Below are 22,831 nucleotides of genomic sequence, written 5' to 3'. Positions count from 1 at the left end.
AGCAAAAAAACGTATGATTAAAGGCGGGCCAAAAAAAGATTTGCAAGCAAAACACATTCAGTCAATTCTAATTTCCCAACCTAAGCCTGAAACAGAAAAATCACCATACTTTGAACTAGCGAAAAAATTCAATGTTAAATTGGATTTTTATCCGTTTATAAGGGTGGAGGGACTGTCCGCAAAAGACTTCAGGAAACAAAAGATTGACATACAGAACTTTACGGCGGTTATTTTTACCAGCCGAAATGCTGTAGACCATTTTTTCAGGATCTGTGAGGAAATGAAAATCAAGGTGTCCCAGGACTGTAAGTACTTCTGTATCACAGAAGCTATTGCCCTGTATTTGCAGAAATTCATCCTGTACCGGAAACGTAAGGTATTCTATGGTGCTGATGGTTCTACCAAAAGCCTGCTGGAAGTGATGAACAAGCACCGCGACAATGAAAAGTTCCTGTTCCCCAGCTCTGACAGTCAGCGTAAAGACATCGAAGAGTGGCTGAAAGCCAACAAGTGCGAATACGCCACTGCTACACTGTACAAAACAGTTTCTAACGATGTGAAAGAGTTGCTGGAAGGCACTGAATATGATATGATCGTCTTCTTCAGTCCGTATGGTGTAAAGTCGCTGTTTGAGAACGTTCCAAAGTTCGAACAGAATGGCACCCGTATCGGTTCTTTCGGTCCTACCACCTCAGCAGCCGTTGAAGAAGCTGGTCTGAGGCTGGATGTGAAAGCTCCTACTCCGCAGGCGCCCTCCATGGTGGCAGCTCTTGAGCAATACCTGGCGGCGATAAACAAAAAATAACACGAAAATTACCGCAAAATAATTGAGTAAAGGGACAGCAAACGCTGTCCCTTTGTTATATTTGAGGTAACGGAAGGGGATCAGGGAAAACACGTACAAACCATAATACTGTAGAAAAACAACAGAATAACCATAACTGTGAACAGACTAGCGAAAGAAACCAGTCCTTACCTGCTGCAGCATGCACACAACCCGGTAGATTGGTATCCATGGGGAGAGGAAGCACTGCAAAAGGCCAAAGTAGAAGATAAACCTATTTTAGTCAGTATTGGATATGCCGCCTGCCATTGGTGTCATGTTATGGAGCGGGAGAGTTTCGAAGATGCCGAGACCGCCCGTATCATGAACGAGCTTTTCATCAATATCAAGATAGACAGGGAAGAACGTCCTGATCTGGATCACATCTATATGGATGCGGTACAGGCAATGACAGGTTCCGGCGGATGGCCGCTGAACGTGTTCCTGACGCCAGATAAACTGCCTTTTTACGGAGGAACCTATTTCCCGCCGGTGAAAGCATTTAACCGTCCTTCATGGAAGGAAGTGTTAATGGCATTGTCCCAGGCTTTCAAAGAGCGCAGGGAAGACCTGGAAACCCAGGCAGAAAACATGCGGGATCATCTGACACAGGCTTCCCGCTTTGGAGAGAAGCCGATTGACCTGCAACTGGTGCCGAAGGAAGAACTGTTTACGAAAGAACAGTGTAATACGATCTTCAGCAACATGATGCAGCAGGGAGATAAGGTATGGGGAGGCTTCGGCAGTGCCCCCAAGTTTCCCGGAACATTTATTATTCAGTACCTGCTAAGGTATCATCATAGTTTTAACGAGCCACAGGCGCTGCAACAGGCCCTGTTATCCCTGGATAAAATGATCCAGGGAGGGATTTACGATCAGCTGGGAGGTGGATTTGCCCGTTACAGTACGGACGCCAAATGGCTCGCGCCTCATTTTGAGAAGATGCTGTACGACAATGCCTTGCTGGTAGACGTGATGAGTGAAGCTTACCAGCAGACCAGGAACGAGTTGTATGCACGGACGATAGCAGATACCCTTGGCTTTGTGAAGAGGGAGATGACAGATGCCGGAGGAGGCTTTTACAGTGCGCTGGATGCTGATTCGGAGGGAGTAGAAGGGAAATTCTATACCTGGAGCCGGGAGGAAATAGAAGCGATACTCGGACCAGACGCCGCCTTATTCTGCGCATTTTATGATGTCACAGAAGAAGGTAACTGGGAGGAAACCAATATTTTATGGGTCACAAAGCCTGCGGCAGTTTTTGCGGCAGAGAATGGGATTACGGAAGAGGCGCTGGAAAGAAGTCTGGCAGTGAGCAGGGAAAAACTGATGGCGGCGAGGGCCAAAAGGATCAGGCCGGGATTGGATGATAAGATCATACTGGGGTGGAATGCGTTGATGATACACGCCTGTTGTAGGGCTTATGCCGCACTTGGGGTGGAGCAGTACAGGGAGATGGGCGTTAATGCCATGAATTTTTGCCTGAAAAATCTGCAACAGCTTGATAAACAGTCTTTTTTTCATACATTTAAAGCCGGCGTAGCGAAATATCCGGCGTTTCTGGATGATTATGCGTGGCTGGTACGTGCTTTGATCGCTTTGCAGGAAGTAACGGGAGATGCAGGATGGTTGGATAAAGCAAAAGAGTTGACGGAGTATGTTATTACGAATTTTTCAGACGAAGGGGGCATTTATTTCTATTATACGGAAGCCGGCCAAACCGATGTTATCATACGTAAAAAGGAAGTTTATGACGGAGCCACTCCCAGTGGTAATGCCGTAATGGCGTCGAACCTGATCTATCTATCAATCGTTTATGACAGGAAGGACTGGTCTGAGCGGGGCATAGCTATGCTGGCAGGGCAGTCGCAGATGGCGGTGAGGTATTCTACTTCTTTTGGCATATGGGCCGGGCTGTTATTGCAGCTGGTGAATGGGGTAAAAGAGATAGCGGTGGTAGGAAATGATTATAAATCGCGGATGCAGGATACTAACAGGCATTATATTCCGTTTAAAGTAATAGTGGGAGCTACAACTGATAAACCGGGAATCCCGCTGTTAGAGCAGCGGGAGCGGCCAGGGGAGACACTTATATACGTCTGTGAGCATTATCATTGTATTAAGCCCGTTAATTATATAGAGGAAATAATTAATTTAAAATAATATTTATGTATCTTGCATGACCATATCTGTGTAAAAAGCGCACGGAAAAATGATTTTGGAAGATATAATAAAATGTTAAAAAGTACGTTTAATTTAAACGTCACGCTTCCCTCAGGGGGCATGAAAAAGTTGGATGAAAACTAACTACGGATTAAAATTAATCGTTACATTTGTTATCTTGCTTAAGAAGTGGAGAGAGACCGGGCAGAGGGGAAAAAGTGCTGACTTTGAAGAAAAAATACCTTCCAAAGGGAATGAATTTAAAAGTGAAACCAACGAGTAGAACAACCGCTAAATTTCTGGAGTTGCACATATCAACTTTAGAGTCATTGTGTGTGAATGGCTGGTTGGTTAACGGTCGGACCGGACAGACCGGCAAGACCTTCGGCCATGTTTCAGAACATAGCGACACCCTCAGTAGCATTGTGGCCAATGTAAACTGCGTCGCCTACGAAATAAATGATTTTCAATGAAAGCTACCCTTATGAAGCTTAATTTTTCAAGTGGTCTGTTAGCAGTATTGCTGGTTAGCCTGCTCGCCAGCTGCGGTGGTAGTAAAACCCCCAAAAATGCGCAGGGACAGCTGATCGGCATAAGTCCCAGACCTAAGTATTTCCCGCCAGTGCCCTATGGAATGGTCTATGTTCCTTCCGGAACCTTTCACATGGGCCCCAGCGATGAGGATTTGAACTACGCGTACACCGCCCGTAACAAGTCTATTTCCATCTCCGGCTTCTACATGGATGCTACGGAGATTACAAATAACGAGTACAGGCAGTTCGTACAGTGGGTAACAGATTCTATTGCCCACATCATGTTGGGTGACGTAAAGAACGATGGTGGTGAGGATTATATCGATTGGAAGAAGAAGATCAATTACAGGGATAAGTCCACCATGGAGAAACTGGAGGGTATGACCTATACGCCTGAAGACCGTCTGTATGGACGTAAGGAATTCGATGTGCGTAAACTGGTTTACCATGCAGAGACCTTCAACTGGGAACAGGCGAAATTGCGTGAGAACGCAAATAAGTCCCGTGCGAAGTTCATTGTTAAGAAGGACGTTGCTATCTATCCTGACACGCTGTGCTGGATCCGCGACTTCTCTTACGCTTACAATGAGCCAATGACGAGGATGTACTTCTGGCACCCTGCGTTCGACAACTATCCGGTAGTAGGTGTAACCTGGCACCAGGCTAACGCTTTCGCTGAATGGCGTAGTAAGTTCTGGGAAGACTACCGTATCTCTAAGAAATTATTCACTGAAGATAAATTCCAGCTTCCTTCAGAAGCGCAGTGGGAATATGCAGCACGTGGCGGCAGAGAGCAATCTCCTTACCCATGGGGTGGTTATTACCTGCGTAACAAAAAAGGTTGCTTACTGGCTAACTTTAAACCAGGTCGTGGTAACTATCCTGAAGACGGTGGTTTCTACACTGTAAGAGCGGATGCTTACTGGCCAAACGACTACGGTTTATATAATATGTCAGGGAACGTAGCTGAGTGGACACAGGACATTTACTATGAGAACGCGTACTCTTTCACATCTGATATGAACCCATACCTGCGTATGGACATACCGGACAGTGCGGTTCCAAAGATGAAGCGTAAAGCTGTAAGAGGTGGTTCCTGGAAAGATATCGGGTATTTCCTTCAGACAGGTACACGTTCCTACGAATATCAGGATAGTGCTAAATCCTACATTGGTTTCAGATGTACGATCGCATTCCTGAGCCGTTCTAAAAACGATTTTGGTCACAGGTAACAATTATAGAACAGCCATTACGGATAGATGAGCGAGAAAACAGGCAGTATCGAAGAGACAGGACCAATATTCCTGTATGCCTTTGGGACGGGCATGTGTGAGATAATCAAACTTAAAAATGTTGATATGAGAAACCGTATGATGTACATTGGGAAACTGCAAATCATCGTTGAGCAACAACTATTCCATAACAATTTAACCTTTAACACTTTAACCAGTAAATTTTGACCTATGGCTATGAATCCTACTACATCGAAATGGCTTAATTTCTTTGTTTGTGTCGCAGCATCAGTAGTTATTATCGGAGCGTTGTTCAAACTGCAACACTGGCCAGGTGCGGATATCGCCCTGATCGTTGGTCTGAGCACTGAAGCGCTTATCTTCTTCGTTTATGCATTCGTACCGGATAGCGGTGGTCACGAGGGTGCTGCTCATGTAGCAGTAGTTTCAGGTGGCAGCCCTGCTCTGGCTGGTCTGGATAAAATGCTGGAAGAAGCTGACATCACTCCGGTAAGTCTGCAACGTCTGAGCGAGAACTTCCAGAAATTAGGTTCCACTGTAGATAAAATGCGGGATATCAGTGACGTAGTTGCCGCTACAGGTGATTACACACAAAAAACAAGAGAAGCTGCGAGCGCAATCGGTAACGTAGCTCATGCTTACACTACTGCTGCTTCAGCTGTATCTTCCTTCAACAGTGCTTCTGAATCTACAAGAAGCTTCCACGAGCAGATGCAGGGTATGACCAAAAACCTGGCTTCCCTGAATGCTATCTACGAACTGGAACTGCAGGATACTAACAATCACCTGAAAGCTATGAACAACTTCTATAGCAATCTGCTGAATGTATCCCAGGCAATGACCAGCAGCGTAGACGATGCGCGCAAAACACAGGATCAGATCTCTAAACTGGCTCATAACCTGACTAGCCTGAACACCGTTTACGGTAACATGCTCAGCGCTATGCACAGTGCGAGATAAGGTAACGCTAATAGTTTTTTTGAATTAACAACAGACAATCATTCAAACCTGAGAACAAACTATGGCACTACCTAAAGATCCCAGGCAAAAGATGATCAATATCATGTACCTGGTCTTGACGGCCATGCTGGCATTGAACGTCTCTGCTGAGATATTGAACGCATTTAATATAGTAAACAACTCAATAGAAACATCGAATACTTCGATCACTGGTAAAAATAACGATACCTACGCTGCTTTCGAACAGAAAATGACTGAAGATGCTGCAAAAGCAGGTCCTTTCAAGCAGAAAGCAGAACAGGTAAAGGCCGCGTCTGCCGAAATGTACACCTTCCTGGATTCACTGAAAGAGAGAATCGTTAGAGAGAGTGGTGGACGTGACGAATTTGGTGAGTTGAAAAGTAAAGATAACCTGGATGCTCCTACCCGTGTGATGGAGAATCAGAAACAGGGTCCTTTGCTGGAAAAGAAACTGACTGAATTACGTGCCAGACTGTTGACTTACGTGGAAGCAAAAGATAAAGCAAGCTTTGAAAAAAAGCTGCCTTTACATATCGAAATTGGTAAAGCACATGGTAGCCATGGTCCTGCAAAAGACTGGACTTCCTATCACTTCAACATGGTGCCTACCATCGCAGCTGTAACCATTCTGAGTAAATTCCAGAATGACATCAAGAACTCAGAATCCCTGATCATTGATGACTTGTATGCGCAGATCGGTAAAAGAGATTTCCACTTTGATAAGATCAAGCCTTTCGTTTCCCTGAACTCAAAGAACCTGATGGAAGGTCAGACTTTGACAGCTTCAGTAGCAGTGGGTGCTTATAGCAGCACTGTAAATCCTGAGATCGTAGTGAACGGTTCTTCCGTAACTGCTAGCGAAGGTCTGGGTACATATACAATGGTGGTTTCCGGTATCGGTGAAAAAACCATCTCTGGTACTGTTAAGATGACTGACCCAGGTGGCCAGGTAATTAACATGCCTTTCAGCGAAACTTATAGTGTAGGTGCTTCTACTACTTCCATCTCTGCCGACAAAATGAACGTATTGTACATTGGTCTGTCGAACCCGATCTCCATCTCTGCCGGTGGCGTTCCTGCTGAAAAAGTATCTGCAGGTATCAACAACGGTAACATGACGAAGACCGGTGCTGGTAAGTATGCTGTTGTAGTAAGCAAACCAGGTACTGCGATGATCACTGTAAGCGGTGATATCGATGGTAAGGTAAAAACACTGGGTTCTAAAGAATTCCGTATCAAATACATTCCTGACCCGGTAATGAAAGTGGGTTTGAGCAGAGGTCCTTTCATGAAGGCTGCTGAGTTCAAAGTTCAGGGCGGTTTACGTGCCGACCTGGAAGACTTCCTTTTCGAAGGTGTTAAATACGATGTTGTTAGCTATCGTATCGGTATCGACGCAAAAGGTAAAGACTACGCAGAAGCTGATGCAAACTCCGCTTACTTCCCAAGCAGCGTAATGCCGGTGATCCGCGCCCTGAGAGCAGGTGATATCGTATACTTCGATAACATCCGCATAAAAGGTCCGGATGGAAGGGTAAGAGATATGCCTAACGTCAATTTCAAGATTAACTAATATTATTTTTTATGCGAGCAGTCATCCTTAACAGAATTGGTTGGTGTTCCCTCCTGCTGGTAGTAGTACTGGCAACCGAGGTAAACGCACAAGGACGCCGCCGTGGCGGAGGAACAACACGTCGTACCCCGGGAGCTGAACAAGCTGCACCAACTCAGGATGCTTCAGTTGTAAATCCCGCTACCGGTAACAGCGTTGCCACACCACCGCCACCAGCTCCTACAGCAGCAGATGGTGCATCCCTTCGCCAGGATGGTATTGGTATCCCAGTAGATACCCCACGCAAATCCCTGCGTACGGATGGCATTTCTGAAAAGAACTTTATCAGGGACCGTGTGCCCATCGCTTACGATCATATCCGCTCAGATGACGAATTCTGGGAGAAAAAGGTATGGCAGGTGATCGACACCCGCGAAAAGATGAACCTTCCTTTCCAGTACAATGTTGAGGATGAAATGGGTACTAACCAGCTGTTCATTAATATCCTGCTCAACGCGGTAAAGAACAAGGAAGTTGAAGCGTTCAGCGCTATCGACGACAGGTTCACTACTGTATTGCCTTATGCCGATATTCAGACTAAACTGAGCGGCGAGGAAAAAACAGTACGTAGTATTGATCCTGTAACCGGTGAAGAGAAAATGGTAACTACCCGTGATGAGTTTGACCCACGTACTGTTGTTCAGTACAAGATCAAAGAAATCTGGGTGTTCGATAAAGAAGCATCTCAGCTGAAAGTACGTATCCTCGGTATTGCACCAATGGTATCACGTATGAACGAAGATGGTTCCTTCCGTGCGGCTATCCCACTGTTCTGGCTATATTATCCCGATTTGCGTCCTATCCTGGCCAAATACGATGTATACAATCAGAACAACGATGCGGCTACCATCAGTTGGGAAGACCTTTTCGAAATGCGTTTCTTCTCGAGCTTTGTGATCAAGGAAAACAACACTTACAACCGCGAGATCAAAGATTACATTAAAGATGGTACCATGCGCCTCCTGGAAGGTCAGGCGGTTAAGGATAGAATCTTTAATAAAGAACAGGATATGTGGCAGTATTAATCTGCTCGCAGTATAAAGAAACTGAAAGGGAGTCTGTTTAACAGGCTCCCTTTTGTTTTTCCCTTTTCCCTGCTACATTTGTGGGCAATCAATCACCTGTATATGTCCGCGAAATTTGAGACCCCTGTTCTATTGAAAGAACTTCACCTGCAGATTGAAGATCTGCTGAAAACTGCCAACGAACAATTTGTAAACACTCCCAAAGAGATCCTCCTAAGACAACCAGCTCCCGAAAAATGGAGTGTGGCCCAATGCCTGGATCACCTGAATGCCTATTCCCGTTTTTATGTACCTGCTATGGAAAAGGCTATCCAGGCTGCCTTAACCAGCAGTCTTCCTCCAACGGCCACCTTTAAAAGCGGATGGCTCGGAAACTATTTCACGAAGATGATGGAGCCTAAAACAGATGGGCAGCCGGGTATGAAAATGCAGGCGCCTAAGGCCTATCGCCCTATGTCGGATCTGGATGCGGGAAAAGTAGTATCGGAGTTTATTGAATGGCAGCAGAAAACCAAAGCCCTGCTTGACCAGGCACAATATGTCAACTTGCAAAGGCTAAAGATAGCCACCACTTTGGGTAACTGGCTGAAGTTTTCATTGGGAGATACCTTTCGTTTTGTGCTCGCACACGAACGCCGCCATATGGCTCAGGCCTTACGAGCCATGGCATAATCTCTGGCTGATAATACAGACTGGCAATAATGTTATTTATGATGTTGCGGATGCATCTGTTTCGCCGGTAGCCGGATGGAAATGGGCATAGACCAGCCTTGCTTTGGCGGCGCCTATTTCTTTTACCAGATCATCCTCTGAAAGGAGTTTTATTTTCGCAACGGAACGGAAGGTTTTCAGGAGCTGGGTGGCTGTATTCTCTCCTATTCCCTTGATACCTTCCAGTTCGTTCTTAAAGGTGCCTTTACTGCGCTTCTGACGGTGGAAAGTGATACCGAAACGGTGTACCTCGTCACGTACCCGGCGGATAAGTTTCAGGCTTTCACTATCATAAGGCAGTTTGATACTGTCTTTATCGCCCGGGAAAAAGATCTCCTCTTCATTCTTAGCCAGGCCTACTACTGTCATACTTCCAATGAGGTCCAGCTCGCGTATACTTTCCATTGCTGATCCAAGCTGACCTTTACCTCCATCTATGATCACCAGCTGCGGCAATGGTTGCTGTTCTGCCAGCAAACGGCTGTAACGGCGGTATACCACTTCCTTCATGGAGGCAAAGTCGTTGATACCCTGTACCGTCTTGATATTGAAGTGCCGGTAATCTTTCTTGGACGCAACTCCGTCTTTGAACACCACGCAGGCAGATACCGGGTAGCTTCCCTGGAAATTGGAGTTATCGAAACACTCAATATGCAGGGGAAGTTCCTGTAGTTCGAGATCGGCCTGTAACTGATACAGCACCTTCTTTCTTTCCATATCGCTCTTGCCTTCCAGGTGCAGGATCTTTTTACGGTACAGCTCCTCTTTGAAATAGTTGACGTTCTTTTCAGAGAGTTCCAGGAGTTTCTTTTTATCGCCTGCTTTTGGTACCGATACGGTAATATGTTCTTCCGGGTATTCTATTTCAATGGGTACAATGATCTCCCTGGTCAGGCTCTGGAAAGCGTCGCGGAGGTAGCTGACAGCATAGGTCAGTACTTCGGTGTCATCCTCTTCCAGTTTTTTCTCCAGGGTTACCGTTTTAGTATCTGCAATAGTACCATTCAGTACACGCAGGTAATTTACATAGGCGTAGTTGCCTTCGCTGATGATTGAGAATACGTCCACATTGCCTATCCGGGCATTTACGATGGTTGATTTGGCCTGGTATGCCTGCAGACTTTCTATTTTCTTTCTGACTATCTCTGCTTTCTCAAATTCCATGTTCATGGCATGTTCCTGCATCTGGGTACGGAACATTTGTAAAACAGGGCTGAGATTTCCCCGGAGGATGTTCTTTACCTGCTGTAATCCCTCCCTGTAATCTTCCTCGGTCTGCAATCCTTCACAGGGGCCTTTACAGTTGCCGAGATGATACTCGAGGCATACTTTGTATTTCCCTTTATTAACGTTTTGCGGAGAGAGGTTCAGGTTGCAGGTGCGTAGAGGAATGTTGTAACGGATCACCTCCAGCAGTTCACGCACGCGGCCTACAGAAGTGAAAGGTCCCAGGTATTCTGAACCGTCTTTAATCACATTGCGGGTCAGGAACACACGGGGGTATGATTCATGTTTTATAACGATGTAAGGATAGGTTTTGTCATCCTTCAGGTTAATATTGAACTTCGGCTGGAACTGTTTGATCAGTGAGTTTTCCAGGAGGAAGGCATCCTGTTCAGAGCCGACGATGGTAAATTCAATGTGGTGGATTGTTTCTACCAGCCGGCGTGTTTTATAGTTATCGTGATTCTTTACAAAATATGAGCTCACCCTTTTGCGCAGGCTTTTGGCTTTTCCCACGTAAAGCAGTTCACCGGCTTCGCTGTAATATTTATAAATGCCAGGCTGAAGGGGTATTGTATGTGATATCTGTTGAAACTCCGCTGCTGTCATGTTCTAAAGAAGATCTGTTAGGGGTGTCTGAGCAGAACCTTCACATCCAGTTCCCTGGCGGGCAAAAATGCGATTTTCTGCCAGGTCACAATGCGGATATGTTTGTTATGCTGGTACACCAGGTTTTGCTGGTATTCGTATACCAGGTTTGCTACGTGCTTATTCATCTGCACATTCGTGATATGTTGCTGGTTGTCAATATCCATGATCACTTCCTGGGGTACGGTGGCCGTATTTCTGGCCTTGTACATGAGAGAATGTGTACCGGTAAACTGATCTGCCAGCAGAATGGTATCGTATGCTCCCTGCAGGGATGGTTTGTTCAGGTCAACTTCCAGAAAGGGGGCCAGGAGATGTTGTAATTGTGCCGAATCCGGAGAATCGATGGTCAGACTATCCCGTTGGCCGTTCATGACGATGGTCTTCTGTAAGGCAGGCTTATGTGTCTCTATACTATTCAACTCTCCCTGAAAATAACCTTTTAGATCCCTGTATGTAGGCCCTTTACCCTGTCTGGCACTATCTCTGGTACCACAGGAAACGGTTAGCACAACAACAGCCACCAATGTCCATGAAAAACGATGATCCATCCTGCAAATTTAGGGAAGAACGTTTAAAGCTGCGTGTATATGATATTGGAAAGCAAATACTATAAAAAAGTTAATGCGCCGTAAAGACGGCGCATCTGATGCATGAGCAAATCTGTCGAGAGCACTAAAAAACGTAAAACGTATTATCTCGGTGAATAGTTACAGCAGAGAAATAATATAAAATAAGAAAGCTGTCCACCGTAGGCGGACAGCTTTCAAAAAGTGTTTATAGAATACTTAGATCAGTACGTTGCCGGTCATTTCCCTCGGAATAGGAAGGCCCATCAGCGTAAGGATGGTAGGAGCTACGTCGCCCAGTTTACCTGGTTTTAACGCGCCTTTAAAATCATTACTGATCACAAAATAAGGTACCAGGTTAGTGGTATGCGCTGTATTCGGTGTGCCATCATTATTAATCATGAAATCAGCATTACCGTGGTCAGCAGTCAGGAATACGGTATAGCCATTTGCCAGGGCCGCAGTTACTACTTTGTTTACACAGGCATCTACTGTTTCTACTGCTTTGATAGCCGCTTCCCAGATACCGGTATGACCTACCATGTCAGCATTCGCGAAGTTGAGGCAGATGAAGTCAGCAGATTTCTTTTCTATTTCCGGAACGATGGTATCGGTCACCTCGTAAGCACTCATCTCTGGTTGCAGGTCGTAGGTAGCTACTTTAGGAGAAGCTACGATAAGACGGCGTTCACCTTTGAATTCTTTTTCGCGTCCGCCGGAGAAGAAGAAGGACACGTGCGGATATTTCTCTGTTTCTGCAATACGGATCTGGGTACGGTCGTTGGCTTCCAGTACTTCACCCAGTGTATTCTGCAGATTATCGTTTTCGAATATTACATGAACACCTTTGTAGGTCTTGTCATATTCAGTCATGGTTGTATAATGCAGTGCGAGTGGCTCCATACCGAAGTCAGGGAAGGACTGCTGGGTGAGCACCTGCGTAATCTCGCGACAGCGGTCGGTACGGAAGTTGAAGCAGAGTACTGCATCGCCTGGCTGAATAGTGGTGATTGGTTTGTGCTGTGCGTCTGTTACTACGATAGGCTTGATGAATTCATCGGTAACGCCTTCAGCGTAGGAAGTTTTGATAGCGGTAATTACATCTTGGGTAGGGGTGCCGGTACCGTGTACCAATGCATCGTAGGCCAGTTTTACGCGTTCCCAGCGTTTATCGCGGTCCATAGCGTAGTAGCGGCCGGTAATGCTGGCTACCTGACCGGTAGTTTTCTGCAGGTGAGCTACCAGGTCTTCCATATAACCCAGACCACCTTTAGGATCGGTATCACGGCCGTCAGTGAAAGCGTGAATGAATACCTTGGTCAGTCCTTTATCTTTAGCTATTTGTGTCAGAGCTTTCAGGTGATTGATGTGCGAGTGTACACCGCCATCGCTGACAAGGCCCATCAGGTGGAGCGCTTTGTCATTTTCCTTTGCATAATTGAAGGTTTCCTGCAATACGCTGTTGGCAGCCAGTTCGCCGGTGCGGATAGCTACATTGATACGTTGCAGTTCCTGGTATACGATACGTCCTGCACCGAGGTTCAGGTGACCTACTTCGGAGTTACCCATCTGGCCTTCCGGCAAACCTACTTCTTCGCCGCATGTAACGAGGGTACTGTGCGGATACTTAGAATACAGACTGCTTACAAAAGGCGTCTTGGCATGCGCTATAGCGTCAGCGGCAGGAACTTGTCCCTGTCCCCATCCATCCATGATAACGAGAATGGCTCTTTTCTTTTCCATATTTCCGGTTGTAGTTTTCTTGTTCTAAAAGGAGGCTAAAGTTATGAAGCATCCGTGAATACGGCATCAAACTTATTGAAATGACACCAAAAATAATACAGCAGTGAAAGAACTTTATTGCAGTTAGGTTTTATTCTAAAAATATATATTAATATATTCGCATTAATTAATCACTGTACAATACAACGATAATTGTATTTTAAAAGCTCTCCTGCAAATTGGCATAGTTTTAGCCCATTTCACTTATAATGATGAAAACTTTACTACTTAATAAAATACTGACGATGAAAAAGTTAATGTATGTGCTTGGAGTTGTGTTGTTTGGCGTCATTATCACTGCATTTACACTGTCAGCCGCTACCTTACAATCTACTGCAGCAGGCCCTTTCGAAGATGTAGTGAGTGCTATTAAACAAGGCGATGCGAGCGCACTATCCCGTTACCTCGACAACACAGTAGAAATCAGCATGGCTGGTAAATCCAATTCCTACAGCAAAGCACAGGCAGAAATTATCCTGAAAGATTTCTTCTCAAAAAATCAGGTGAAATCATTTGAACTGATCCACCAGGTGGAAAGTGCAGGTGGTTCAAGAGTGGGGATAGCAAACGTGGGTACCACCGGAGGTGCTTACCGTACATCGTTCTTCCTGCAGAAGAAGGGTGGCTCAATGGTGCTGAATGAATTGCGCTTCGAGAATAAATAAAAGTATTGTTAAGATTGATAGTGGAAAGTCCGGCCTGGCCCGGACTTTTTTATATTACAGAAAGTCTGTTCGGGTGTGCTTTCTGAAATTCACTTACTTTCGTTCTTTCAAACCGATAGTATGTTACAGGAACCAGCATTTACAGATCTTATTCGCAGCGCATTGGCCGAAGATATAGGAAATGGCGATCACTCCACTTTAGCATGCATTCCCGCAGATGCAAGAGGCGGGGCCAGACTGAAGATCAAAGAAGACGGAGTACTGGCAGGAATGGAAGTAGCGGAGGCTATTTTCAGGCTACTGGACGCATCATCCGTTTTCAAGCCATTCAAAAAGGATGGAGATAGTATGAAAGCGGGCGAAGTTGCATTTGAAGTGGAAGCTGCTGTACACACCCTGCTGATGGGAGAACGCCTTGTACTGAACTGTATGCAGAGAATGAGTGGTATCGCCACGCTGACACGTCAGTACGTGGATATACTGAAAGGATATCATACCCGTCTGCTCGATACCCGCAAGACCACACCGAATTTCCGGTTGCTGGAAAAAGAAGCGGTACGGATAGGCGGAGGTGTAAATCACCGTATGGGTCTCTATGACATGGTGATGCTGAAAGACAATCACATTGATTTCTCTGGTGGCATTACCGCAGCTGTCAACAAAACAGTCGCTTACCTGCAAAGCAAACAACTGCCCTTACAAATAGAAGTGGAAACCCGTAACCTGGAAGACGTGAAAGAGGTACTGGCAGTGGGACAGGTGCATCGGATCATGCTGGACAACTTTTCTCCTGCACAGATCAGCGAAGCACTGGCCCTGATAGATGGGAGGTATGAAACCGAAGCGTCTGGTGGTATCAATCTGGGCACACTGGAGGAATATGCGAAGACAGGTGTTGATTATGTCTCTGTAGGAGCCGTGATTCATCACGCAGTAAGTCTTGATCTAAGTTTAAAAGCAATCTAATATCACATACAATATCCCTAACGTTGAGAAAGATTTTATTCATCATAAATCGGAAGGCGGGTACAGACAGAGAGAAACGCCTGGAGGGTATTATCAGGAGGTATTTAACTCCGAAAGCTTTTTCTGTGGAAATAACCCACCTGGAATACCTGGGGCATGGTACTGATCTGGCGAAGGCCGCGGTAGCAAATGGGACTGACACAGTGGTGGCTGTAGGCGGCGATGGTTCTATTAATGAAATTGCCCAGGGGCTGGTAGGAAGCGATACTGCGCTGGCGATAATTCCGCTGGGAAGCGGTAATGGTCTGGCAAGAGCCCTGAAGATACCTTTGAAAGTATCCCGTGCACTGGAAGTGATTGCCGACGGCAGGCGCCAGGCAATAGATGTAGGCTATGCCAATGAATACCTGTTCCTGAGTAATGCAGGTGTAGGTTTTGATGCCCTCGTGGCTGATCAGTTCCGCCATAAGACCAAACGTGGTTTGTGGGGCTACGCAAAATTGGTCGTTTCGAGTTTCAGCAGGTATAAAGGACCTTCATACGAGATAAATATTGACGGTAAAAGTCTGCAGGAAAGGGCTTTTCTCCTGACGGTAGCAAATGGAAACCAGTTTGGTTATGAATTTAAGCTGGCCCCTACTGCAAACGTATTTGACGGTAGACTGGACCTTTGTGTAGTGCCGCCAATCAAACTCCTTGGATTAATACCGGTCGGACTATATTCATTGCTGGGCAATATTGACAAGACCCGTTATATGCAACACTATACCGGAGAAACAATCGTTGTGAAAAGCAAAGAACTGGTACATCTGCAGGTGGATGGAGATGCGGTACCGCTCAAAGAAGAGGGCAAAGTAGCTTTCCGGATACATCCAGCTGCCTTGCAGGTAATCGTTAACCGAACCTAAAAGTATTGTTATGTCAAAGAAGAAAAGTAACCCTGGGGGTATCGTCTACTCCACAGATCCCGGTTTCAGGCCGGAAAGCAATGAACCGGAAGAAACAGATACACTGCCTCCCGCCCAACAGCAACTGCGCGTAAAACTGGATACCAAACAACGCGCAGGTAAGGTAGTAACACTGGTAGATGGTTTTGTCGGTAAAACGGAAGACCTGGAAAAGCTGGGAAAAGAGCTGAAAACCAAATGTGGTACCGGTGGTAGTGCAAAAGATGGCCAGATCCTGATACAGGGCGACTATAAGGAGAAAGTAGTGAAATGGCTGCAGGATTGGGGATATAAAGCGAAATAAAAGAATGGATCACATTTAATATAGTGATCCTTAAAATGATATTTTAAGAGGTTGTATCAAGTAATTTGATATAACCTCTTTCTATTTACGCTAAGTAGCTTCGGTTTCAGTATGGGATGGCGGTCGGCGCCTCTCTGGATGTCGATTGAGCGTTGTCAAGCGAATAGGGGCTGGATAAAGATTGGGCAGCATCGGTCGTGTCGCCGGAGAGCCGAAGGCCCGCCATTCCCATCTGAAACCGCGTGCTACTTGCGCGCTCCTACTAATGGTTAGGCGGCTATATTCAGGGTGGAAAATAACGCTCAATTCCTGTTTTTTACAGTACTCTGAACGTATGCGGCGTATGGCCTGTCTGGCTCTTAAAGAAGTGGGAAAAACTGGCCGGCTCCTCAAAACCCAGGCAGTGAGCTATGACGGCGATAGGCCATTCAGTGTGCAATAGCAGTAATCTTGCTTCCAGGAGGATACGCTGGCGGATATGCTCGCTGGTAGTGCGGCCGGTAACTCTCTTCACGGTTGCATTCAGATGATTAGGATGCACATTCAGAGATAGTGCAAAATCGCCTGCTGTTTTCAGCTGCACCTGCTCTTGTTCAGAAGTGATCGGAAACTGCTTTTCCAATGTGTCGGTGAAGCGTTCGGCCAGTAACTGTGCAGTAGTGAGCGTACGCTGAGGCACAATATCATTTACACCTATTCTTTTGGACTCGAGCAGTAACAACTGCAGGTAAATGGTAACCGCATCCAGGCGGTAAGCATCACATTCCATATTTTCCTTACGCAGTCGCTCAAAGATTTCGAGCATATCTCTTCCCTGCTGTTCCGTTAAATTCAGCACACAATTGGCACCTGTCTGGAAGAGTGGATGATGCAATAGTTCATTGCGATAATAGCGTTGTGCCTCGAAGAGATGTTCGGTAAAGACACAGTAGTAGCCATCCTGGTCTCCTTTGGGTTGCCAGAACTTGGGCTCCAGTGGATTGACGAACACCATGGCGGGCGCCTTAATGACATAGGTACGTTCTCCCAGCGTCAGTACGCCACCACCCTTTGTAAGCAGGGAAATTTTATAATAATCCCTCCTGCTTGAAACGTATTCGCTGCAGGGATTGGTAGCGCGGGAATGAATGGAGAAACTACTCTTTGCCGGCACTTTTGGCAGGTTCTCCTGCCCAACACTTACCTGTGATAAATCATCGCTGATTTTGAGCTCTTTACGAGGAGTAGATCTGCTATTTTTACCGTTTAGGGAGGCCATACAGTAAAAATACAAAAAGAGTAATGCTACGCAATATGCTAATGTAACCACATGTGGGAGTAGGCAGGATGTGTGGAAATATGGCGGGTTAGATGGTTTGAGCAGCGGTTGAAGGGAGCGACTTTGTAGCAAGGTTGCATTTTTTGATTTGATAAATTAACAAATATTTCACAACTTGGACTTAACCTTTATCAACCAAAATCTTGTTTTCATCAACTGGTCTTTTTGATGAACTGCCTAGGTCAACCAACTATCTTTTCGCAGTACAAGATTATTTTATAACGGATTACATGTTATCATGCCCTTACCTATGAGCTGTAGTGATGATAACATGTAATCCTTCTTTTTTTAATCAAGCTTTTGATGATCAAAACATCCTATTTCTTTCTTGTATTGTTCCTCCTATTAAAGTTTTTCCTTCATTTTCAGATGGTTGATCCTGCATATGACTATGATCTGCATAGGGACGAGTTTCTGCATCTTGACCAGGCTAATCACCTGGCGGCGGGTTACCTATCGGTTCCTCCTTTTACGGCTTTTCTTTCCCTGCTTATTAAGTGGCTGGGCGGCGGAGTATTCTGGGTAAGGTTCTTTCCGGCATTATTTGGCGCATTGACTATGCTGATCATCTGGAAACTCGTGGAATTATTAAAGGGAGGAGAGTATGCCCGGGGACTTGCGGCGTTCGTATTTATCTGTTCGGCCATGTCAAGGATCAACATGTTATATCAGCCTAACAGCTTTGATGTACTCTCCTGGACACTAGCATTTTATCTTTTGTTACGCTACATAAAGGAAGAGAAACCGTACCTGTTATTGTGGTTAGGTGCTGTGATTGGTATTGGCTTTCTGAATAAGTACAATATTCTTTTTCTGGTAATGGCCTTGATCCCAGCCTTGCTGATCTCTTCCCATCGGAAGATATTCCTGAATAAATACCTGTATGGTGGTTTACTGATAGCCTTGTTCCTGGCATTGCCCAATGTAATCTGGCAGTTTAGGAATGGGCTGCCTGTAATTCATCATATGAAGGAGCTGGCGTCTACACAGTTAGTGAATGTAGAGCGTTCGGGCTTCATAGCAGAGCAATTGCTTTTTTTCATGTTCGGAACTATCGTTTGGGGCGCTGCACTGGTCGGATTTGTGAGATATGCTCCTTTTAAACCTTACCGTTTTGTTGGATGGACATTTCTCTTCGTAATGGCATTATTCGTCAGCATGCGGGCTAAACCTTACTATGCACTGGGAATCTATCCGGTGTTGATTGCTTTTGGAAGCGTTTATTGGAGTCAGATCCTTGCAGGGAAAGAGGGGGCACATCTATGGCTGAAGCGATTGGGACTGTGTTTAATTACACTGCCATTTTTTTTGTTGTATGATATATTATTTCCGGTAAAGAAGCCACGTTTATGGACGTCAGGACCATTGCCACGGGAAGCTTTTGCCAAATGGGAGGACGGAAAAGTCCATTCCCTTCCGCAGGACTTTGCGGATATGCTTGGCTGGCGTGAACTGGCCGGGCTGGTAGCACAGACCTATGAAAAGGTGCCGGCATCCGAACGGAAAAACACCCTGATCCTTTGTGACAACTATGGCCAGGCCGGGGCTATAAACTACTATGCCGGTGGAAAAGTCAGTCCTGCCATTACCTTCAGTGCTGATTATGTGTACTGGTTTCCTGCCATGGATACCCTGCATTATCTGATCATAGTGGGAGAAGAGCCCAGGGAGTATGTCCGGAAATATGCGTCCGCCTACGCCAAAACCGGACAGATCAGCGATTCGCTGGCGCGGGAATATGGCACAGGCGTCTATCTTGTACAGGGAATTAATCCAATTTTTCTGAAAAAGTTAAGACAATGGCAGCTGGAGGAACAGGCTTCCTTCCGGGCATGGAAATAAGCCTATTTTACAATAATGAACTCTACCTCTCCGAAGCCCAGCTGTAGCACTTCTCCATCCTTTTCCAGGCATAATCTGCCATCAGGAAGTACATCCCGGATAATACCTTCGAAATACGCTCCATTCATGCGGTAAGTGCCAGATTGTCCAAAGCGGAAGAGCTTACTTTTATAGTCTTCCAGCAGACTGTCATAGTGCGCAGGATGGAGCAGTTTCAGCCTTGTATCCAGGCAGGCGCAGAGGTCGCGGGTCAGGTCAATAGCATCCCATGTCTTGCCTGTGATCTGTTTCAGGGATACCGGATTGGGCAGATGCCCGGGAAAGGCTGTCTGGTTGATGTTAATGCCCATACCGGTAATGGCATATTGCCATGTATTACCACGTAACACATTCTCGATCAGGATACCCCCTGCCTTTCTGTCACGCCAGTAAATATCATTACTCCACTTGATAGCAGTTTCATCACCTGCGTATTTGCTGAACCAGTCGTAGACGCCGAGGGCTACTGCTGTGCTAAGCATAAACTGCCTGGAAAGCGGGAGCATGCCGGGTTGCAGGGCAATAGTCAGTATGATATTCTCTCCCGGAGGCGATAACCACTGCTTACCACGTTGTCCTTTTCCTGCTGTTTGCTCCATGGCAAACCAGGCTGTACCGGGTGTCACCTGCCCTGTATTTACCTGCTCCATGGCATAGTTATTGGTGCTGTCTACAGTGTCTAAAATGTATAATGGTTGTCCGATCACGGGAAAATTCTTTTCTGATTTGCATTGACGCAGCAAAGTAAATCATTTTATCTTTTTCTTAACATTCGGACACACGCCGGCAGGAGAGCAAGGGTATTAGACAAGTGTATGATTTATAGGCGTTAGAGTTCCGTACATCATGGATTATTACATATTGTAACAATATCATCTTCCGGCGTTTATTTGCTCCTTCTTTAGTAATTTTGACAATTAAAGATTATTTTTAACCAAAAGAGATTTTATTGGCACCCTTAACCGTTCTGAGTACGAGAAAGAAAGCGTTAACACGCTTGAGTAGAGAAAGCGAGATTTTTTCCACCATCATCAAGGCCATCCAGGAGAAAAAGGGAGAGAATATTGTTTCCCTGGATTTGCGCCAGATTCCTGAAGCTGTGGCTGATTTCTTTGTTATATGTGAGGCTAACTCCAATACACAGGTGAGGGCTATAGCCGACTTCGTGGAAGACCAAGTGTCGCAGCACATCGGCGAACAGCCTTACAAGCACGAGGGATTTACCGCACAACAATGGATACTGGTAGATTATGTGAATGTTGTGGTGCATGTATTCCAACCTGAAACCAGACAGTTCTATGGTCTGGAAGACATGTGGAGTGATGCAGAACGAATGGAGCATAATGATACAAACTAATAACTTTTAACTATTACCGACATCCTTAAAAAAGGATCGTAAGATTATGGAAAGAGGCAACAACTTCAACAAGGGAGACAAATCGCCAAAGAAAGGACCAAAGTTCAACATATACTGGGTTTATGCCTTTATCGGGGTAGCCTTGCTGGCAATGAACTTTTTTAATTTCGGTGCCCAGCCTAAAGAACTAAGTTTCCAGGAGTTCCTGGTAAATTACCTGAAACCGGGTGATGTGGACAAGCTGGTAGTGGTGAATAAGAAAGCGGTAGAGGTTTACATCAAGAAGGAAAGACTGAATGAGTCTAAATTCGATAAAGTATCCAAAGGCCGTTTCGGCGCTGCTAACCAGGGACCTCATTTCCGTTTCAGCATAGGTAGCGAAGAAAGCTTCAAGGCTGACATGGACAAGGCTCAGGCAAATACACCACTGGAAGATCAGGTGAAAGTGATCTATGAGGACAGACAAGGCTGGTTCGAACCATTTATCCAGTTACTGTTACCATTGGTGTTACTGATTGGACTGTGGGTATTGCTGATGCGTAAAATGGGCGGTCCTGCCGGTGGCAGTGGCGGTCCCGGTGGCATCTTCAACATTGGTAAATCCAAAGCAACCCTGTTCGATAAAGGTACCCGCGTAAATATCACTTTCAGTGATGTGGCTGGTCTGGATGAGGCGAAAGTGGAAGTGATGGAAATCGTTGATTTCCTGAAAAATCCAAAGAAATATACTGCGCTGGGTGGTAAGATCCCTAAGGGCGCTCTGCTGGTAGGCCCTCCGGGCACCGGTAAAACCCTGCTGGCGAAAGCAATGGCAGGCGAAGCCCAGGTACCATTCTTCTCAATGTCCGGTTCTGATTTCGTTGAATTATTCGTAGGTGTGGGTGCAAGCCGTGTGCGCGATCTGTTCAAGCAGGCCCGTGAAAAAGCGCCTTGTATCATCTTCATCGATGAAATAGACGCGATCGGCCGTGCGAGAGGTAAGAATGTAATGATGAGCAATGACGAGCGGGAAAACACCCTGAACCAGTTGCTGGTGGAAATGGATGGTTTCGGTACCGACAGCGGTATCATCATCCTGGCAGCCACTAACCGTCCGGATGTACTGGATAGCGCGTTACTGCGTCCAGGCCGTTTCGACCGTCAGATCTCCATCGACAAACCAGACCTGTCAGGTCGTGAGTCCATCTTCGACGTACACCTGAAACCAATCAAGACTTCTCCAAACCTCGATATCAAGAAACTGGCTTCCATGACGCCTGGCTTTGCCGGTGCTGACATCGCCAACGTATGTAACGAGGCTGCACTGATCGCTGCCCGTAAAGGCAAAACGGAAGTGGAAATGGAAGACTTCAACGATGCAGTTGACAGGGTAATTGGCGGTCTGGAAAAGAAAAACAAGATCATCTCTCCTGAAGAGAAAGAGGTGATTGCATACCATGAAGCTGGTCACGCTATCTGTGGCTGGTACCTGGAGCATGCTAATCCGCTGGTGAAAGTAACTATCGTTCCCCGTGGGGTAGCTGCCTTAGGTTATGCACAATATCTGCCGAAAGAACAATACCTCTACAATACTGAACAGCTGATGGACGATATATGTATGACCCTTGGTGGCCGTGCAGTGGAAGACATCGTTTTCGGTAAAGTATCCACCGGCGCCCAGAATGACCTGCAGGTAATCACCCGTATGGCTTATGCAATGGTAACCGTGTATGGTATGAACGATAAAGTTGGTAACGTGTCCTTCTACGATCCAAACAGCGATCAGGCGTTTACCAAACCTTACTCTGAGGAGACAGCTAAAATGATCGACGAGGAAGTTCGTCTGTTGATCGAAAAGGCTTATATCCGTACCAAGAACCTGCTGACTGAGAGGCTTGATAATGTGAAAGCGCTGGCGCAGGAACTGCTGAAGAAAGAAGTATTATACCAGGCAGACCTGGAAAGACTGATCGGTAAACGTCCATGGGATGTACACCGTGAGCATATCGCCAACAAGGAAGGTATGACCACTGATGGTGTTCACCCGACAGATATCATCAATCCTTCTCCTACTCCTGTTAATGCGTAAG

General features: G+C 45.9%; 19 protein-coding genes. 14 read left to right on the top strand and 5 right to left on the bottom strand.

Annotated elements, in window-relative coordinates:
- The first annotated feature begins 13 nt into the window (after positions 1-13).
- The 7 genes from BLR32_RS04675 to BLR32_RS04635 all read left to right on the top strand — a co-directional run bounded on the left by BLR32_RS04675 (position 14) and on the right by BLR32_RS04635 (position 9,062).
- Positions 14-805 (top strand): uroporphyrinogen-III synthase, encoded by a 792-nt coding sequence (locus BLR32_RS04675; protein WP_089829063.1) that lies wholly within the window; start codon positions 14-16, stop codon positions 803-805.
- Positions 806-943: 138 nt separating this feature from the next.
- Positions 944-2,986: a thioredoxin domain-containing protein gene (locus BLR32_RS04670; protein ID WP_089829062.1), complete on the top strand. Its 2,043-nt coding sequence runs from the start codon at positions 944-946 to the stop codon at positions 2,984-2,986.
- 484 nt (positions 2,987-3,470) lie between these two features.
- Entirely contained in the window at positions 3,471-4,751 is a 1,281-nt protein-coding gene (porK, locus tag BLR32_RS04660) for a T9SS ring complex lipoprotein PorK/GldK (RefSeq protein WP_089829938.1), read from the top strand.
- 231 nt (positions 4,752-4,982) lie between these two features.
- The gene (porL, locus tag BLR32_RS04650) at positions 4,983-5,732 is read left to right on the top strand and encodes a type IX secretion system motor protein PorL/GldL (protein ID WP_089829059.1); all 750 of its coding nucleotides are present in this window, start codon (positions 4,983-4,985) and stop codon (positions 5,730-5,732) included.
- A 61-nt stretch (positions 5,733-5,793) separates the two neighbouring features.
- On the top strand, positions 5,794-7,326 hold the full coding sequence (gene porM / locus BLR32_RS04645; RefSeq protein WP_089829058.1) for a type IX secretion system motor protein PorM/GldM: 1,533 nt from the start codon (positions 5,794-5,796) through the stop codon (positions 7,324-7,326).
- 11 nt (positions 7,327-7,337) lie between these two features.
- Entirely contained in the window at positions 7,338-8,390 is a 1,053-nt protein-coding gene (porN, locus tag BLR32_RS04640; protein ID WP_089829057.1) for a type IX secretion system ring subunit PorN/GldN, read from the top strand.
- A 102-nt stretch (positions 8,391-8,492) separates the two neighbouring features.
- Complete coding sequence (locus BLR32_RS04635; RefSeq protein ID WP_089829056.1) at positions 8,493-9,062, top strand: DinB family protein; 570 nt, start codon at positions 8,493-8,495, stop codon at positions 9,060-9,062.
- A 36-nt stretch (positions 9,063-9,098) separates the two neighbouring features.
- Here the strand turns inward: BLR32_RS04635 and uvrC are convergent, their stop codons facing one another.
- From uvrC to gpmI, 3 genes are all read right to left on the bottom strand, one after another.
- On the bottom strand, positions 9,099-10,934 hold the full coding sequence (gene uvrC, locus BLR32_RS04630) for an excinuclease ABC subunit UvrC (RefSeq protein WP_089829055.1): 1,836 nt from the start codon (positions 10,932-10,934) through the stop codon (positions 9,099-9,101).
- Positions 10,935-10,951: 17 nt separating this feature from the next.
- Positions 10,952-11,524, bottom strand: coding sequence for a hypothetical protein (locus BLR32_RS04625; RefSeq protein WP_089829054.1), 573 nt, complete (start codon positions 11,522-11,524; stop codon positions 10,952-10,954).
- Between the two features lie 237 nt (positions 11,525-11,761).
- Positions 11,762-13,285 carry a 2,3-bisphosphoglycerate-independent phosphoglycerate mutase gene (gene gpmI / locus BLR32_RS04620; protein ID WP_089829053.1) on the bottom strand — a complete coding sequence of 508 codons (1,524 nt, stop codon included), beginning with the start codon at positions 13,283-13,285 and terminating at the stop codon, positions 11,762-11,764.
- A 284-nt stretch (positions 13,286-13,569) separates the two neighbouring features.
- Between gpmI and BLR32_RS04615 the strand changes: the two genes are divergently transcribed.
- The 4 genes from BLR32_RS04615 (at position 13,570) to BLR32_RS04600 (ending at position 16,206) form a co-directional block, all read left to right on the top strand.
- Complete coding sequence (locus tag BLR32_RS04615) at positions 13,570-13,989, top strand: DUF4783 domain-containing protein (protein ID WP_176842165.1); 420 nt, start codon at positions 13,570-13,572, stop codon at positions 13,987-13,989.
- 120 nt (positions 13,990-14,109) lie between these two features.
- The gene (gene nadC, locus BLR32_RS04610) at positions 14,110-14,955 is read left to right on the top strand and encodes a carboxylating nicotinate-nucleotide diphosphorylase (RefSeq protein ID WP_089829051.1); all 846 of its coding nucleotides are present in this window, start codon (positions 14,110-14,112) and stop codon (positions 14,953-14,955) included.
- A 23-nt stretch (positions 14,956-14,978) separates the two neighbouring features.
- Positions 14,979-15,863, top strand: coding sequence for a diacylglycerol/lipid kinase family protein (locus BLR32_RS04605; RefSeq protein ID WP_176842164.1), 885 nt, complete (start codon positions 14,979-14,981; stop codon positions 15,861-15,863).
- A gap of 10 nt (positions 15,864-15,873) precedes the next feature.
- The gene (locus tag BLR32_RS04600; protein WP_089829049.1) at positions 15,874-16,206 is read left to right on the top strand and encodes a translation initiation factor; all 333 of its coding nucleotides are present in this window, start codon (positions 15,874-15,876) and stop codon (positions 16,204-16,206) included.
- A gap of 316 nt (positions 16,207-16,522) precedes the next feature.
- Here the strand turns inward: BLR32_RS04600 and BLR32_RS04595 are convergent, their stop codons facing one another.
- Positions 16,523-17,464 carry a helix-turn-helix domain-containing protein gene (locus BLR32_RS04595; protein WP_089829048.1) on the bottom strand — a complete coding sequence of 314 codons (942 nt, stop codon included), beginning with the start codon at positions 17,462-17,464 and terminating at the stop codon, positions 16,523-16,525.
- A 363-nt stretch (positions 17,465-17,827) separates the two neighbouring features.
- On the opposite strand from BLR32_RS04595, the gene BLR32_RS04590 reads away from it, so the two are divergent.
- A complete protein-coding gene (locus BLR32_RS04590) occupies positions 17,828-19,366 on the top strand; it encodes a glycosyltransferase family 39 protein (protein ID WP_089829047.1) in 1,539 nt (512 codons plus the stop codon).
- A 2-nt stretch (positions 19,367-19,368) separates the two neighbouring features.
- Here the strand turns inward: BLR32_RS04590 and BLR32_RS04585 are convergent, their stop codons facing one another.
- Positions 19,369-20,148 carry a biotin--[acetyl-CoA-carboxylase] ligase gene (locus BLR32_RS04585; RefSeq protein WP_245705353.1) on the bottom strand — a complete coding sequence of 260 codons (780 nt, stop codon included), beginning with the start codon at positions 20,146-20,148 and terminating at the stop codon, positions 19,369-19,371.
- Between the two features lie 254 nt (positions 20,149-20,402).
- Between BLR32_RS04585 and rsfS the strand changes: the two genes are divergently transcribed.
- Positions 20,403-20,762, top strand: coding sequence for a ribosome silencing factor (gene rsfS, locus BLR32_RS04580; protein ID WP_245705352.1), 360 nt, complete (start codon positions 20,403-20,405; stop codon positions 20,760-20,762).
- A gap of 46 nt (positions 20,763-20,808) precedes the next feature.
- A complete protein-coding gene (gene ftsH / locus BLR32_RS04575) occupies positions 20,809-22,830 on the top strand; it encodes an ATP-dependent zinc metalloprotease FtsH (protein WP_089829045.1) in 2,022 nt (673 codons plus the stop codon).
- Position 22,831: the final 1 nt, after the last annotated feature.

The organism is Chitinophaga filiformis, from assembly GCF_900102545.1.
Classification (GTDB): domain Bacteria; phylum Bacteroidota; class Bacteroidia; order Chitinophagales; family Chitinophagaceae; genus Chitinophaga; species Chitinophaga filiformis.
Note: the sequence above shows the minus strand (reverse complement) of the source record. Positions and strands in the feature narration are given on the sequence as shown.